Genomic DNA, 15,145 nt, shown 5'->3' with positions numbered 1-15,145 from the left:
ATGAATTATGGTATCTATTTCTCTAGAACGGATCTCTGACATCTGTGCGGGTTATACCGGTCAGGGCTACTTTGTAGAGGAGCTTATTCCCGATCGCAAGCTGCGCAACGCCACACAGTCCCTTCGGCTGCCCCGAGATGAGAGGATCATTGCCTTTGTGGATGGGACGGTCTTCGGAAGCGGCAAGAACGGCTTGGCCATCTGTACCAACGGACTGTACTGGAAAAATGATTGGACCACCGAATCGAGAAAAACAAATCTCAGCTGGGAAGCCTTCGCCAAGTGCGAAGTTGGAAACAAAGGCAAATTTAATATTGAGTTGGGCTACGGTAATCTGTTTAATACATCTGGCTGCTCCTTCCCAAACCATCAGCTCATTAAGCTGCTTCAGGAGCTGCAGCACTATGTATCGGAGACGCTTGCCACAACATCAGGAAATGCCGGGCCTTCACTGTCTGGTGGTTCGAGCGACGCGTGGATGCTTGCCATTGACGGAGAGCAACACGGACCCTATAACTTGAATGTTATTCAAGACATGGTGCGCAGCAAACAGATTCCATCTGAACGCACCCACGTCTGGAAAGCCGGGATGCCAGCTTGGGTACCCTTTGTCGATCAACCGGACATGGCTGCACTGCTCTCGCCGGATGCTTCGGCAGCTCCCCCTGTGCCGCCGCCGCTGCCCGGGTCGAGTCCGGTAGCCGAGCGAGGCGTGCTGGAATTGTTCGATCAAGAAGCGGGGGAAGAGGAAGACGGCTCCATGGATAACCCTGTGGATGTAAATTGGGCGGATGAAGAAGAGCTGGCGGATCTACCCGGCGTCGGAGCCATCGGGGCCAAGCGGATCGTGGAGGAGCGGCGAACGAACGGAGGCTTCACCTCGGCTGAACAGCTCGGAGAATGGCTGGACTTAAAACCGCACCATGTCGTGAGACTTCAGAAGCAAGCCGCATTCCGCCCGCGCCAAGTCAAGTCTGGCGGTGCCCGTATGGTAGATTTCTGATGGTCACTACGCTGCGGATTCATAAATTTCTGCCTTCCACCAAGGTCGAAGGACCGGGCACGCGGGCTTGTCTGCAAGTCCAAGGCTGTCCTATTCATTGCAAAGGCTGTGCGGTGCCATTCACATGGGCGGAGAACGGAGGTATATCGGTCGAGGTAGAGGCCTTGGCGGAGAGGGTCATGAAGGGGCCTCAAGTCGAAGGGATCACATTTCTTGGCGGTGAACCCTTCGCTCAGGCTGCCGCGCTCGCCGAGCTGGGCCGCCTGCTGAAGCAGGAAGGACTCTCGATCATGACATTCACAGGCTATCAGTATGAGGAGCTGCAGCAGGGCGGGGACCCGGATGTTCTCGCGCTGCTGGCGGTTACGGATCTGCTCATCGACGGGCCGTTCCAGCAGGAGCTTCTCGATACGAGTCGTCCATGGATCGGGTCCCGCAATCAGCGGTATCACTTCCTCACGGAGCGGTACCGTCATCTGGAAGAACGCCTGCAGCATATTCCCAACCGGCTCGAGGTCCGCTTAGCTCCAGATGGCCGGGTTGCGGTGAACGGGCTGGCTGAGGTGGAGCAACTGGAGGCTTTGCTTCGTGATTTACTTTAATTTCATTCCCACATCACTTTAATTCAATGATCAAGCATGCCCCTTGATGTCGGTTGTTGTATGCACGGATGGTTCCACCGTGATGCTCGATAATCGTCTTGCTGATCGCTAGTCCCAGACCAATGCCCGGATGCTCGGAACCTCTTGATTTGTCCGCTTGATACAGAGGTTTGAACACCTTACTCAGGTCGTCCTTCGAGAATCCCGGACCTTCGTCACGAATCGCAAGGCGGATGCTCCCACTAGCTTGTTGCGTGATCTCCACTTCAATTTTCCCGTGTTCGGGGCTAAACCGGATGGCATTAATGAATACATTTTCAATTGCGCGGTACAGCAGCTCGTAATCGGCCTCCACGGCTTGTTTGATCTCATACTTTTGAATGGTGGTAATATGTTTTTGGTCGAATTGAAATTGAAGTCCTTGCATCACTCGATCTGTGAGCTCCGCCAAATCTACAGGCTCCACCTTTCGTTGCGTGGCTATTAAATGCGATTCATTGTACTTCGATAGCATGGAAATGAGATGATCCAAACGGCGAGCCAATTCAAGGGAGCGATTCAAATACTGGACTTTCCGCTCCTCCGTTTTTGCGATGCCATGAGCAATCCCCTCCAAATAACCCTTCATAGAAAACAGAGGCGTGCGCAAATCATGGACGATAGAGGAGAGGAGAAAGCTTCGATCGGCTTCATGCTCTTCTCTCTGCTTCTCTAGGACTGCCAAACTTCTACTCATATGGAGGTAAGCGTCCGATACCTCGCGAAGCTCTTTTATACGCGAAGAGCCGAGTTGGATATGATAGTCGCCTGCTGCGACCTTACTCGAGGCTTGAATTAGAGATTGAATCGGACGCACGATGTGACGGCGAATACAATACAACCCTGCAAGCAACAGCAAGCCAATAATGACAAACACATATCTCAGCATTATTGTATCCGTATCAGCCGACGAGATCACACGTGGCTGTGAGGGAGACAAATAGACATATCCTGCAACTGACCCCTCGTGATATACCGTCGTTTTGTACATGGGCTCGGTAATGGTTGTGCTGGCATCATCGTCCTTTTGTTCCATGTTGTATTGATAGAGGGGAAGATGGTCAGGTGCTGTAATCAACATTTGTACCTCAGTGGCAGCCAGATGCTCATTTAAATGATGCTCCCACTCGTCTGACCCCCACTCCCCGGCATCGGCCAACAGCATCTCCACCCATTCCGTTGGATGATCCCAAACATTCACCTCGGTAGGATGGAGGTAACGGTCAATCCATTGTGCGGAAACGACAGGAATAATCCATATCAAACTGGCTGCCCCGATGAAAAAAAGGTACAAAGGAATGGTTTTATTTCGCATCGTTCGTTGCCTCGGATAATTTGTAGCCGACTGAGCGAATATTGTGCAGCTGTACGATGTGGGAATACGGTGATAATTTTTCCCGCAGCCTAGCGACATAGACGCGGATATTTTGATAATCGTACAGATCATGGCCCCAGACGCGATTCAAGATTTGTTCATAGGTCAGAACTTGAGCCAGATGCTCATAGAAATACATAAACAGCTTATATTCTATGAATGTCAGATCGAGTAGATGACCTTCCATTTTAATTTCCATTGCCCGCTCATCCACTTTGACTCCAGGTATAACGCTTCTTTCGATGTCGTCAATGGACGACATTCTTCTCCCAATTGCTTTTACGCGGGCCACAATTTCCGCAGGACTAGCCGATTTGACAATATAGTCATCCGCTCCGATGGTCAAACCTCTGATTTTATCCGCATCACTTTCTTTGGCACTCAAAAAAAGAATCGGCATCGTATGTCTTTCCCGAACGCGTTTACAGAAGCTGAAGCCATCCTCGCCCGGCATCATAATGTCTAGCAATATAAGGTCTATTCTTTCTTGAGCTATCCATTGACTCGCTTCAGTTGCATTCGAAGCCGTGAAAATGGTATAGCCGCTTGCTTCCAAATAGTCGGTCATTAATTCAATAATTTCGGGCTGGTCATCGACCAGTAAGAGTTGTTGAAGTTTCATCCTAGCCCCCTGCATCAGACATCTTATGATTATAGAGGAATGATTTTTTTCGCACAAATAAACAAAAATTTATAAACCGATATACCGTGTTTATTCAAGGCATAACGACGATTGATAAAGGGGGTGTAAACTGTTTCGCAGGGAGGGAAAGGATATGACCATTTTATCGGTTCAACAGGTGACGAAACGGTTCGGCAGTGATACTGACCACAAGATTACCGCATTAAGCGGGATCGATTTAACGATTGAAGAAGGGACCTTTACGGCCATTATGGGAACGAGCGGCTCTGGTAAATCAACCTTGCTCCATTTATTGTCTGGCCTGGACAACCCGTCGGAGGGTGAAATTTATTTAAGAGGAGAGCGGATCTCCGGTTTGGAGGATCAGGCATTAACTGAACTTCGAAATCGGCAGTTTGGATTTATCTTTCAGTTTTTTCATCTGATTCCTGTTCTGAATGTGCTTGAAAATGTGACGTTGCCCCTGATGTTCGGCAAAGGGACTAGTGAAGCAGGGGATGCCAAGGCGATGGAGCTGCTGTCGCGATTAGATATTGGCCACTTGGCCCATGCCTTTCCGTCCAAGCTGTCGGGCGGTCAGCAGCAGAGAGTGGCGATCGCCAGGGCGCTGATTAACGATCCTACGATCCTGCTTGCCGATGAGCCTACGGGAAGTCTTGATTCACATACTTCCAAGCTGGTGATGAGCCATTTGCGGCAGCTAAGCGATACGTATAACCAAACACTCATTGTGGTTACTCATGATGCTCACGTCGCCGCGTATGCACACCGGGTGCTCTTCATGCACGACGGTCATGTGGTTGCGGATCTCTCACTGAGTGAATCGGACGCTCACAACCACCGGGTGCAAAAGCTAAGTGCTCTCGCACAGGAGATAAACGTATGAAGCTCATGAAGTGGATGGTTGGCATGATTATGTCTCAAAAGCTTCGGAATGTGTTTATTCTGATCGGGATCAGCTTGGGTGCCATTATCATCGCTTCATCCCAGATCTTAATGGCTTCAATTGAGCAATCCAATGAAGCGTCCGTGAAAGAACTATTCGGGGATATGGATATGTATGTCGGCCATCAATTATCAATGGAACACGATACAGACGAACCCCTCTCCGAAGAGGAAGTACAGCAGATTTCATCTCTTGAACATGTCGCAGCGATTACACCTATGTTGTATCCCTATCTAGGCAAAGAGGCGGAATACAACATGTGGGATACGGTATATGTCGGATTCAAAGATGAACCGTTAGCCTACGAAAGCACAATGGTCGAAATCGGAGATCAAAAGCTGCCGGATAACGGAGAGGTTATTATCTCTTCTCAATATGCCCACCTTCACAATATCGAGATAGGTGACAGCATGGAATTGCCATTCCCGCCGGGTCCCGACCGCATGGTTAGAGTAGCTGGCTTTCACGAAAATTTTGAATACCTGAATCGAATTATGATTTTTAATTATGATTGGCTGGAGTCTGAAACACGCAGCGGACCGACGATGTTAATGGTCAAATTGGATACGCACCAAGCAAAAGCAAACGTGGCGTCTGACATTCACCAGCAAGTAAATGCTTCGTTGAAGATTGACTTATTGAAGGAAGCCGATGAGCAGCGAGAAAATATTGGCGGATTTTACCCGATCCTAAGTGGACTCAACATGGCAGTGCTGATCGTAAGCAGCTTGCTTCTAATCAGTGTCATGCAAATTTCAGTGCAGGAAAAACAGCAAGAGCTGGCCGTCTATCGCATTGTTGGGGCATCCAAACGATTCATCTTCCGAATGAATTTGCTCGAGTCCTTAATCATCGGGGGAATCGCAGTATTGGTAGGGTCAGGCATTGGAATCGTGCTGCCTATTGTCATCCTTACACAGATAGACACTCTTATCCATGTGCCGATTACCGAGATCGCTATTCCATGGTTCAATCTTTGCATGCAGGGGCTTTTGTACGCCATACTCCTATGTGCTGCGGCGACTATTCCTGCTTATCAAGCGAGTAAAGTGCCGCCCATGGAGGCCTACCGAGCCGCCACTCTGCAGCCAATCTCGGAACAGCCGAAATATCTCCGTGGGACAATGCTACTCCTATTTAGTTTCATTGTATCCGCCGTCAGTCTAATCATTAACAATTCCATTTTACATGTGGTTTCCATTGTGATTCTCGTCGCCTTATTCATTTATGGACTTCCATTGTACTTACGGCTTGGGATTCTAGGCTTCCTGTGGTTCATGCGCAGATGGACTAACCATCGTTTTTTTCGAATCGCGCCATTGAATGCCCTGAGACAATTTAAGCGAAACTTGCAGATTGCTTCCATTGTGACAACGAGCTTCTCATTAGCTGCTCTGGGCTTTGCAACATTGGAGACCATGAGACACGAAACCGTGGCTGCTATGTTTAGTCAGAATCCTGCCGATCTCCGCATCGTTCAAGCCGCCTATGGCAACCATGGATTGGAGGCCGAGGGATTTTCAGAAGCATTATATGAACGGGTGATGACCCTTGAAGGCGTTACGGAGGACAGTCTTTTTTTTACAACATCACGCTATCTGAGAACCAATAATCTGCCCAACAAACAAGTTGCTCACACGACTGATGGTTCGCTAGAGGTCAATGTACGGTTGACCGGGACACATGTAGGCAAGCTGCTTGAGCTGGGGAAGGTTGTGGAAGGGCTGACGGACCCCGCTCATCTAACCGAAGATCAAGTGGTGATTACGAGAGAAGCTGCGACCTATCTCGGTTACAAGCTTGGCGATATAATAGAATTGACAGCATATGAGGAAGACTCCAATCGAATCATTCAGCTGGAAGTGGCAACCATTATTGAAGCTGTCGATATCTTGGGAGAGGATAATCCATTCCTTCTGTTAACCAGCGCGGAGCATATGGCGTCCTGGTTCAACGTTACCAATCATGAAGAATTGAGAGTCAATCTGGATGACGCTTCGCTGAATCTTGTGTTGTCCGATATCGAGCAATTCATTGATGATTTGGGAATCACAAGAGAGATTGCTATATTCGATCGCTACGCAGCGATGAGTGAATTTATTGAACAATACAACCAGCGCATTTTCATTCTAATCATCGCCGTAGTCATTATGCTTGCATTGTCACTGATGGGGATGATGAACAACGCTATCAGCAGCATCAAAGAAAGGCTGCCTGAATTTTCAGTGCTGCGCGTACTGGGGATGAGCAAGCATACGCTAAGGCTCAGCTTGCTTGTGGAAGGGGCTATGATCACGACAATTTGTGGGGCTGTATCGCTGCTACTGTCACTCTGGATATCCATGCATATCGGTTTATTCTTAGGAGCCTCCAGTATGCCAATGCCGCTAGCTCTGGTTGTTACACTGTTACTATTGGCACCTCTTCTCGGATTAGCTGCTCTTTTCATCCCGGCGATTTGGGCATCGAACAGGAACATTTTAAGTCATATTAAATAAATGCCAACCGATCGGATAGAGCACGGATAGTCGGGTGAGCGCGATCGACGCCTGTTATAGTACTGGTGAGAGGGAGGTCGAATGCGGACATGATACAGGGAATGAATGCGGCGTTGCGTTATGTGGAAGAGCATCTGGACCGTGAACTTGATCTCAAAGTAGTGGCACGGGTAGAAGAGACTTGGCAGCGGATCTACTCTGAGTGGTTGCCATCCTCGAACTATGAGCTTGTAGAGGGGGCCGAGCTTCTGGCCAGTAGAGATCACAAGAGTGAGATATGGATTTCGGTTCAAGAGAAGCAATAAATCCAATTTAGGGGCTGTCCAACAAGTCAGTGAAAGCTGACCGATGGAAGGCCCCTTACTTTCTATAGAACTTATCGACAGCAGACGAACATCACTTCTGCTCTAACGGCCACCACAGCCGCTATTTCGCCCAAATCGAGTCCCTTTGAATTCTAACGGCCACCAGCGCAGCTATTGGAAGGTTTTCGAGGCTCTAGCGGTCTGTTTGGCCACAATAGGCGCATATATGGCCGTTAGCCGGGAGGGCAGTGAGGACGCGTAGGGTAGGCGAGGCCTAGCAGTAGGTCGGCTGCTGGACAACCACCCTCCTCTGATCTAACGGACACCATGTGTCCATTAGAATTCCAGCGCGCTTCGTTCCGTTGATTTTCAAATCAAAAAAGGTTGGGCGGAATACCTAACGGTTTCTCGTCCAACCTTTTTGTTTGGGGACGTATAGGACAGCCCCTTTGTCTTGGCTGGCGCGGCGGATTATTCCAGTGTAAACGAAGCCAAGCTGGCACTACCCATGCCGTTATACTGGAAATACAGGGCGTGCACACCGTCGGGAATGTCAATGGACGCCTCATAGGTCGTCCACACATTGGTGAATTTCACGGGAATCGAGCCTAGTGCCGGCCCATCCCAGGCGGTCTTCACCTCGAAGCTTCCGTTGGCGTAGCCACGTGCTTTGATTTTGACACGCTTCACACCGGTGCACTGAAAATATTTGAAGCCGGCAACCGCTGAATGCTGCATATTGGCGATATACCCAATCTCCTCGTCGCCATCCTTGCCGTCTTGCGTAATCTTCGGAAACCGGCCGTCCATCCAGGCGCCGTGTGTACCGGTATATGCTTCATCTACATCGGTAAACAGGTGGCAGGCCAGATAAGCCGGATACTCGCCTTGACCGATCAGAGGCCCGCCGTTCGGTCCGCTGGTGGTGATCTCAACTTGGGGGATTGATCCATCCTCCAGGATACCAATCGGTTCGATGCAGCCCTGACGGCTGAAGCTCGTCCCGTTCGTGTGCCGGTGATAGAAGATGTACCATTGCCCATTGATTTCTACCATGCCGCCATGATTATTACCGCCGTAATACGCCGGTTTCTCTGCTGGCTTGTAAGTATTAATGTGCGTGTCATTGTTACTCACGATGACGCCGCGGTAGGTAAAATCCTTGGTTGGATGCTTGCTGGTTGCATAACACAGCTCATGCATGGCAACGGAGGAGTACACGAAGTAGTACGTATCGCCAACCTTGCGAATCGAGGGTGCTTCAAAAAACTCATACCCTTCAAAACCGCTGCCTGCGCTGTAGGGCTCGCTGGGCGCGACAAACACGGGCTCCTCCTCAATGGAGATCATATCGGCACCCAGCACGGTCGCCATTGCGCCTTTGCGTGAGCGGTCGCCTTTGGCACAGAACCCGGTGTAGAGGTAGGTAAGCTCTCCCTCAGTCAACACACCAGGATCAAATTGCGGTTGGTCTCCCTCACGCTCACCTAATCTTGTTCCGTCCGCGTAATGCACATAGCCGTAGAACTCATATTTTCCAGCAGGGGTGTCACAGACCGCTACCGAAACGACAGGCACTTTATCCAAGACGTAATAGATATAATAGCGTCCGTCCGGGCCGCGGGTAACGTCGGGCGCATAGAGACACATGCGGCCATCTGGATTTAGCGGGTCATCCGTTTTTTCATAGATTACGCCTTCATAACGCCAATCACCCAAATCGTTCAGAGGCGCGGAATAGCATACATAGTCGTTCAAACAAAAGACATGTCCATTGAACCGGTCATGGGAGCCGTACACATACACACGGTCTCCGAATACGTGCGGTTCGCCATCCGGGACGTATTCCCATGAGGGCATGTAAGGGTTTACAGCTTGTTTTCTGGTCATTCATTTCACATTCCTTTCAATACAAATGATACAAGACCAATAGCATACCAATACGTTCGATTTGATTATAGCACAAAAGCCCAAGCCGTGGCCTGAGCTTTTGGAAAATAATTAATGATTGAACAAATCCGGGAGGATTCCGTAAATGTATTGATTCTGCCAGTTCCAGGCATGAGTGCCGCCCTCTACTGTCATGAAGTAGAAGTTGCCCTTCTTCGCATCGGAGGAATAAATGAAGACGTCGGTCAATTGCTTCATTGCATCAATCTGTGGGTTTAAGTTCGGGTAAGCAATGTCCAAGTCCCCGGTTGCACTGAAGATATAGTAATCCTGCGGCTTGTAACCGGACTTCCTGGCTACATCCGCCAAGTATTCGGCTGTTTCTGCGGGCTTGAGACCGCCTCCGCGTTGTTCAATGACCCAGCTGTCGCCGCTAAGCGGCACAAAATATTTGAAATAATCTAGGGCATTCACAAACGTGTACCAGGTGGTAACCGAGCCCATGGAGAAGCCACCGAATGCCCGGTGCTCCCGGGAAGCCTTCAAGTCTGCCAGGCTACCCGATTCCGCATAAGTGCTGTATTCTTGCTCGACCAGCGGAACAATGGAGGTCATCAGCTCCTCATGGAAGAGGGCCACATCATTTTTACCGTCATTGAAGGTAGGGGTAACAACGATTAACGGTTCAATGTCTCCTGCAGCAATCATGTTGTCCAGGATCTTCTTCAGCTCTCTGTCCTGGCCGGGTCCGCCGAAGAGGAGATCCTCATTTTCACCACCGCCATGCATGAGGTAGAACACATTATATTGCTTGCTGGCAGAGGCATCGTACCCGTGTGGAAGATAGACGTGCAGCTTTTTATCATCGCTGCCATTTTCTTTATTAGGTGTTGTATAGCACAAGGTCTCGATGGTGCCTTGTTTCTTGCTCGTCATCCGGTATTCATCGGGAACGGGCTTGAAATACTTTTCATTCGCTGCCTCCTCGGTCATCTCCAGCTTGCCGATAGCTTCCTGCAGGGCTATATAATGCCGATCAATGTGCTGCTGGTTCACTTCCTCTCCATGGAGAAGGTTGGCTGCCACAAGATTTGTAATAACTTCCGAGACAAGATGGGCGTTGGTGTATAAGGTGAAATCCATCTTCAAGGTGCGCTCAATCAGATTCAGGAGATCGTATGGATTTTGTCCGCTGACCGCATCCTCTGTTTTTCCGGCAAACCGTACTTCACCGAATACAGAAGGATTATTCCAGGCATTGCCCGAGTTATCAAAGACGTTGATGCTGCCGAGCCGCTCCGGACCTTTGGCGTCATTCACTTGCAGTTCAATACCCATGATGGTTCCGTTCTCGGGCTTCGCCTTCAAGGCAATTCTCACCTCGACCACGTAGCCGCCGTCCACTTGTCGAGCCGCTGTATAATACAATTCGGGTTTCCCGTTATCGACACTCAAGGCATTCTCGTAATTAATGCGGATATGTAAGTCGTCCATCCCATATTCCGTTGCTTTGTCATTGTTCTCATCGAGGAAGATTTCAACGGAATCCTGCATGTATGGGGTGCCGGACTGGACAGAGAGGTCTTGGTCTTGGACTTCTGCCAGAATGTAGAGTGCCTTGTCATCCCATAAGGTCTTGAACGTGGCCGAAGTTTCGAGATTACTGGCTACATGCTTGGGAATCACGGGCTGGACGGTATCCCAGATCGGATCAATATGCCCGTCAATAACAGGGGAACCGAAGTGAGCAATGATTTTTCCATCGGCCGTAAAGCCATTTTTATCCGTGGTTAGTTCGGAAGATAACGGTTTCATAGGAGCCTCCTTGACGACGATTTTGCGGCAAGTACTTCCACTCAACACAAAAGGCAATTTGGTTTTAGCTCTCGCGTGAATATTAACGTCAGTTCCTATAAATGTCAAGGAAAAATGATGGCTTAAACGTGACCCCATTAAAATAGGAAATGCGGATTTTGTCGAATTTTGAAGCGCTTACAAAAAAGTAGCATCCAGTTAAAGAAGTAAAGAGAAGACCATTGTTCAGGCAGCAGACATTTTCTTATAATGAAAGCGCAGACACTCGCATGCGCTGCTTTGTCTCATACCTAATAGATGGGGGAGTGAAGAGGAGAATGACAAGCAAAAAGAAAGCGATCAAGGTGATGGCCATTCTGATGGCTGCGATTATGGTACTGGTTGCCTGCAGTAATAATGGGCCTGCGAACAATCCGGGAACGACGAATAATGGACCCAAGCAGGAGAACACCGGAGGAAATAATGGACCGGATGAGGGTAATTCCCCTCCGGCGGAAGATGGCCCGCTCAGTAAATATGATCCCCCAATTGAAGTGTCAACGGTTCGTAACTTAAGTGATGTCGTCGAGAACAATGTACTGGGCGTTCTGGATGGAGAGACCTTCGAGGATAACCGCTGGACGCGTGTGTATGAAGAACAATTGGGGATCAAGATCCGCAATGAATGGGTAGTAAAGGGAAATCCGGAATCCGACCAGTATGTTCAGAAGATGAACGTCACGCTGGCCTCCGGCAATCTGCCTGACTTCTTGGCAGTTAATGCGGTTCAACTGAAGCAGCTGGCAGAATCCGATCTGATTGAAGACATGACGGATTTATATGAACAATATGCCAGTCCGTTGACCAAGGATATTTTGTCCCAGGAGGGCAGCGGTCCCTTCGATGCGGCGACATTTGATGGCAAGCTGATGGCGATCCCGCAAGTGGAGCCGTCCATTGAACGGTCCATGTTTATCTGGATCCGTACCGATTGGCTGGATAAATTAGGCCTGCAACCACCGAAAACGATGGACGATGTATTGGCGATTTCCAAAGCATTCACTGAAAACGATCCGGACGGCAATAATAAGGCCGACACGTTCGGGCTTGGCGTGACGAAGGATGTGTGGGGCGGCGCTAACGGGCTGCAGGGCTTTATGGCAGGCTACAAGGCCTATCCGAACATCTGGATCGAGGATGCTTCTGGACAGCTGGTATTCGGTAGTATTCAGCCGGAGGTCAAGCAAGGGCTGCAGGTGCTGCAAGACATGTTCAAAAATGGTCAAATCGACAAGGAGTTCGGCATCAAGGATGGCGGCAAGGTAGCAGAAGATATTACGGCCGGTAGAATAGGTATGGGCTATGGCGAGCAATGGAATTCAATCTGGCCGCTTCAGCTCAACAAAAATAATGAACCTGATGCACAATGGCAGGCGTTCCCGATTGTAACCGATTCTGGAGATAAGGCCTTGGTACCTCAGCGCTTCAGTACAACAAAATTCTTCGTTGTCCGCAAGGGCGCCGAGCATCCGGAAGCTGTAATCAAGCTGTTTAACCTGCATCTGGAGAAAAACTGGGGCGAAACGGCTGAATTCGATTATTATTATGCGCCGAAAGAGGCGGAAAGCGTATGGCAGCTTTCCCCGGTTCAACCGGCTCCGCCAAAGAAAAATGTAACCGCATTCCGCGAGATCGATGCGGCGCGTCAGGCCAACGACTTCTCGCAGCTGGTTGGCGAAGCCAAGACCATTCAGGAAAAACTGGAGCTGTATGAATCCGGTTCCGAGGAAGGCTTTGCGGTATGGGGCTGGGAGCGGATCTATGGTCCGGACGGTTCGATGGGAATCACCGACCAATATGACAAGAACGATCAATTCCTGATTGACAAGTTCGTTGCGGCACCGACTCCGACGATGGTTGAACGGAAATCTACGCTGGAGAAGCTGCAAAATGAAACCTTTGTCAAAATCATTCTTGGCGAGCCGATCGATTCCTTTGATAAATTCGTTGAAGATTGGAAGAAGCTCGGCGGCGACCAGATGACACAGGAAGTAAACGAGTGGTACGCAACAACGCAATAATAGCAGCGGCAGGGGAGACGAGGCCTTGGGCATCTGCCTCCCCTGTTGGTTTTCTCAATCAGGAGATGGAGAGGTGGTCCGCATCATGATCCGAAAGTGGCGAAGGGAGCTCCCGCTGCACATCATGATTTTGCCAGGATTAGTATTTATCTTAATCTTTTCTTATGTGCCGATGGCCGGAGTAGTGATTGCCTTTCAAAAATTCATTCCGGCGAGAGGGCTGTTTGGAGAGCAGACATGGATCGGTTTGGACAACTTTAGATATGTCATGGACTTGCCCAGCTTCACCAAGGTCTTCTGGAATACACTCTATATTGCCAGCATGAAATTAGTGCTTGGGCTTTTGATCCCCATTATTTTCTCCATTCTGTTAAATGAATTGAGAAATGAACTGGTCAAGCGTTCAGTGCAGACGGCCATTTACTTGCCTTACTTCTTATCATGGGTTGTATTGGGTGGTATTCTGATCGATTTACTCTCACCATCAGGCGGCATCATTAATGGCTTATTAACTTCCCTTGGCATGGAGCCGATCTTCTTCCTCGGTGATAATAAATGGTTCCCCACCACCTTGATCACCTCGGATATCTGGAAGAACTTCGGTTATGGGACGATCGTCTATCTGGCAGCCATAACCGGGATTGATCCGGGCTTGTATGAGGCGGCGACGATTGACGGCGCAAATCGCTGGCACAAGGCATGGCACATTACGCTGCCAGGTATGCGTATGGTGATCGTGCTGCTGTCGGTTCTTAGTCTGGGCCAGCTGCTGAATGCCGGTTTTGATCAAGTGTTCAACCTGTATAGTCCGCAGGTGTATGAGAGCGGAGATATTCTGGATACCTTTGTGTACCGCATTGGTTTGCTGGATGCGCAGTATGGGGTCGCGACGGCAGTCGGGCTATTCAAATCGGTGATTTCGTTTATCCTCATCGCGGGTTCATACTTCTTTGCTTACCGGTTTGCCCGTTACAGAATTTTTTAGGAGGAACCCTACATGTCATTAAAGCCTGCAAAGCAAGCTGCAAATCCCGGCAAGCGGTTCGACTGGTTCGCTGCTATCAATACAGTATTTCTAATTTCGGTCGGCCTGTTGTGCATTCTGCCGCTCATTCATATTATCGCTGTATCCTTCAGCTCCAGCACAGCGGCGGCTGCCGGCTATGTCAAGCTGTGGCCAGTTGACTTCACCTTGGCCTCCTATGAGTTTACAGCGGGCCGGCAGGGCTTCTGGGTGTCGATGGGTACCTCGCTGCAGCGGCTGGCTCTGGGAACGCCGCTTAACCTGCTACTGACCATCATGGTGGCCTATCCGTTATCCAAGGACACTGGACAGCTGCGCCTCCGTCCAGTCTATGCCTGGATCTTCTTCCTGACCATGCTGTTTAACGGAGGTCTGATCCCCTGGTATGTGACGATTAAGGAATTGGGACTGCTGAATTCCATCTGGGCGCTGGTCCTGCCAGGCGCTGTTCCGGTCTTCAGTATTGTCCTGCTGCTCAATTTTTTCCGTGCAGTTCCAAGGGAGCTGGAAGAGTCGGCGGTCATTGATGGTGCGAGCCAATGGACGACGCTGTGGCGCATTTATGTGCCGATCTCCAAGCCTGCAATTGCCACCCTGGCCTTGTTCTCCATGGTCGAGCATTGGAACAGCTGGTTTGACGGGTTAATCTTGATGGGGGATCCCTCCAATTACCCTTTGCAGAGCTACATTCAGACCATTGTAATTCAACAGAATTTCATGGCCGTATCGCGTGAGGAGCTGTTAAGCTTAGCACAAATTTCAGACCGGACCCTGCGTTCGTCCCAGATTTTTCTTGCTTCGCTTCCCATTCTCTTGGCGTATCCGTTCCTACAGAAGTATTTTGTCAAAGGTATCGTGCTTGGCAGTGTGAAAGGCTAAATTAGGATGGTCGCGGCGCATGCTTGTTGTGTATAGTAGAGAGAAAAAGGCCGGGGGAATGGAACA

At 49.6% G+C, this 15,145-nt stretch carries 12 protein-coding genes; 8 read left to right on the top strand and 4 right to left on the bottom strand.

Going from position 1 to position 15,145, the window contains the following annotated elements:
- Positions 1-7 precede the first annotated feature (7 nt).
- Together F556_RS0129185 and F556_RS0129180 are read left to right on the top strand one after the other, a co-directional pair.
- Complete coding sequence (locus F556_RS0129185; RefSeq protein WP_020620543.1) at positions 8-1,003, top strand: helix-hairpin-helix domain-containing protein; 996 nt, start codon at positions 8-10, stop codon at positions 1,001-1,003.
- The gene (locus tag F556_RS0129180; protein WP_020620542.1) at positions 1,003-1,605 is read left to right on the top strand and encodes a 4Fe-4S single cluster domain-containing protein; all 603 of its coding nucleotides are present in this window, start codon (positions 1,003-1,005) and stop codon (positions 1,603-1,605) included. Before F556_RS0129185 ends, F556_RS0129180 begins: the two co-directional genes overlap by 1 nt.
- A 13-nt stretch (positions 1,606-1,618) precedes the next feature.
- On the opposite strand, the gene F556_RS0129175 is transcribed toward F556_RS0129180, so the two are convergent.
- Positions 1,619-2,938, bottom strand: coding sequence for a sensor histidine kinase (locus F556_RS0129175; protein WP_211222653.1), 1,320 nt, complete (start codon positions 2,936-2,938; stop codon positions 1,619-1,621).
- A gap of 10 nt (positions 2,939-2,948) precedes the next feature.
- Positions 2,949-3,641, bottom strand: coding sequence for a response regulator transcription factor (locus F556_RS0129170; protein WP_020620540.1), 693 nt, complete (start codon positions 3,639-3,641; stop codon positions 2,949-2,951).
- 154 nt (positions 3,642-3,795) lie between these two features.
- Here F556_RS0129170 and F556_RS0129165 point away from each other — a divergent pair, with 154 nt between their 5' ends.
- The 3 genes from F556_RS0129165 to F556_RS38945 all read left to right on the top strand — a co-directional run bounded on the left by F556_RS0129165 (position 3,796) and on the right by F556_RS38945 (position 7,411).
- On the top strand, positions 3,796-4,548 hold the full coding sequence (locus tag F556_RS0129165; RefSeq protein ID WP_020620539.1) for an ABC transporter ATP-binding protein: 753 nt from the start codon (positions 3,796-3,798) through the stop codon (positions 4,546-4,548).
- A complete protein-coding gene (locus F556_RS0129160; RefSeq protein WP_020620538.1) occupies positions 4,545-7,106 on the top strand; it encodes an FtsX-like permease family protein in 2,562 nt (853 codons plus the stop codon). Before F556_RS0129165 ends, F556_RS0129160 begins: the two co-directional genes overlap by 4 nt.
- 89 nt (positions 7,107-7,195) lie before the next feature.
- A complete protein-coding gene (locus tag F556_RS38945; RefSeq protein ID WP_020620537.1) occupies positions 7,196-7,411 on the top strand; it encodes a GyrI-like domain-containing protein in 216 nt (71 codons plus the stop codon).
- A 471-nt stretch (positions 7,412-7,882) separates the two neighbouring features.
- On the opposite strand, the gene F556_RS0129150 is transcribed toward F556_RS38945, so the two are convergent.
- Positions 7,883-9,301, bottom strand: a complete 1,419-nt coding sequence (locus F556_RS0129150; protein ID WP_020620536.1) for a family 43 glycosylhydrolase — start codon at positions 9,299-9,301, stop codon at positions 7,883-7,885.
- A gap of 111 nt (positions 9,302-9,412) precedes the next feature.
- Positions 9,413-11,116, bottom strand: coding sequence for a sugar-binding protein (locus F556_RS0129145; RefSeq protein ID WP_020620535.1), 1,704 nt, complete (start codon positions 11,114-11,116; stop codon positions 9,413-9,415).
- A gap of 317 nt (positions 11,117-11,433) precedes the next feature.
- Between F556_RS0129145 and F556_RS0129140 the strand changes: the two genes are divergently transcribed.
- The 3 genes from F556_RS0129140 (at position 11,434) to F556_RS0129130 (ending at position 15,079) form a co-directional block, all read left to right on the top strand.
- Positions 11,434-13,176, top strand: a complete 1,743-nt coding sequence (locus F556_RS0129140) for an extracellular solute-binding protein (protein WP_020620534.1) — start codon at positions 11,434-11,436, stop codon at positions 13,174-13,176.
- 85 nt (positions 13,177-13,261) lie between these two features.
- The gene (locus F556_RS0129135) at positions 13,262-14,161 is read left to right on the top strand and encodes an ABC transporter permease (RefSeq protein ID WP_026297562.1); all 900 of its coding nucleotides are present in this window, start codon (positions 13,262-13,264) and stop codon (positions 14,159-14,161) included.
- Positions 14,162-14,173: 12 nt separating this feature from the next.
- Entirely contained in the window at positions 14,174-15,079 is a 906-nt protein-coding gene (locus F556_RS0129130) for a carbohydrate ABC transporter permease (protein ID WP_020620532.1), read from the top strand.
- Positions 15,080-15,145: the final 66 nt, after the last annotated feature.

Origin of the sequence: Paenibacillus daejeonensis DSM 15491, from assembly GCF_000378385.1 — a bacterium.
GTDB lineage: Bacteria > Bacillota > Bacilli > Paenibacillales > Paenibacillaceae > Paenibacillus_D > Paenibacillus_D daejeonensis.
This window is presented reverse-complemented; position numbering and strand designations above follow the sequence as displayed.

Coding starts and splice junctions, on each gene's coding strand:
- F556_RS0129185 (WP_020620543.1), top strand. CDS start 8: ATGGTATCTATTTCTCTAGAACGGATCTCTGACATCTGTGCGGGTTAT.
- F556_RS0129180 (WP_020620542.1), top strand. CDS start 1,003: ATGGTCACTACGCTGCGGATTCATAAATTTCTGCCTTCCACCAAGGTC.
- F556_RS0129170 (WP_020620540.1), bottom strand. CDS start 3,641: ATGAAACTTCAACAACTCTTACTGGTCGATGACCAGCCCGAAATTATT.
- F556_RS0129165 (WP_020620539.1), top strand. CDS start 3,796: ATGACCATTTTATCGGTTCAACAGGTGACGAAACGGTTCGGCAGTGAT.
- F556_RS0129160 (WP_020620538.1), top strand. CDS start 4,545: ATGAAGCTCATGAAGTGGATGGTTGGCATGATTATGTCTCAAAAGCTT.
- F556_RS38945 (WP_020620537.1), top strand. CDS start 7,196: ATGATACAGGGAATGAATGCGGCGTTGCGTTATGTGGAAGAGCATCTG.
- F556_RS0129150 (WP_020620536.1), bottom strand. CDS start 9,301: ATGACCAGAAAACAAGCTGTAAACCCTTACATGCCCTCATGGGAATAC.
- F556_RS0129145 (WP_020620535.1), bottom strand. CDS start 11,116: ATGAAACCGTTATCTTCCGAACTAACCACGGATAAAAATGGCTTTACG.
- F556_RS0129140 (WP_020620534.1), top strand. CDS start 11,434: ATGACAAGCAAAAAGAAAGCGATCAAGGTGATGGCCATTCTGATGGCT.
- F556_RS0129135 (WP_026297562.1), top strand. CDS start 13,262: ATGATCCGAAAGTGGCGAAGGGAGCTCCCGCTGCACATCATGATTTTG.
- F556_RS0129130 (WP_020620532.1), top strand. CDS start 14,174: ATGTCATTAAAGCCTGCAAAGCAAGCTGCAAATCCCGGCAAGCGGTTC.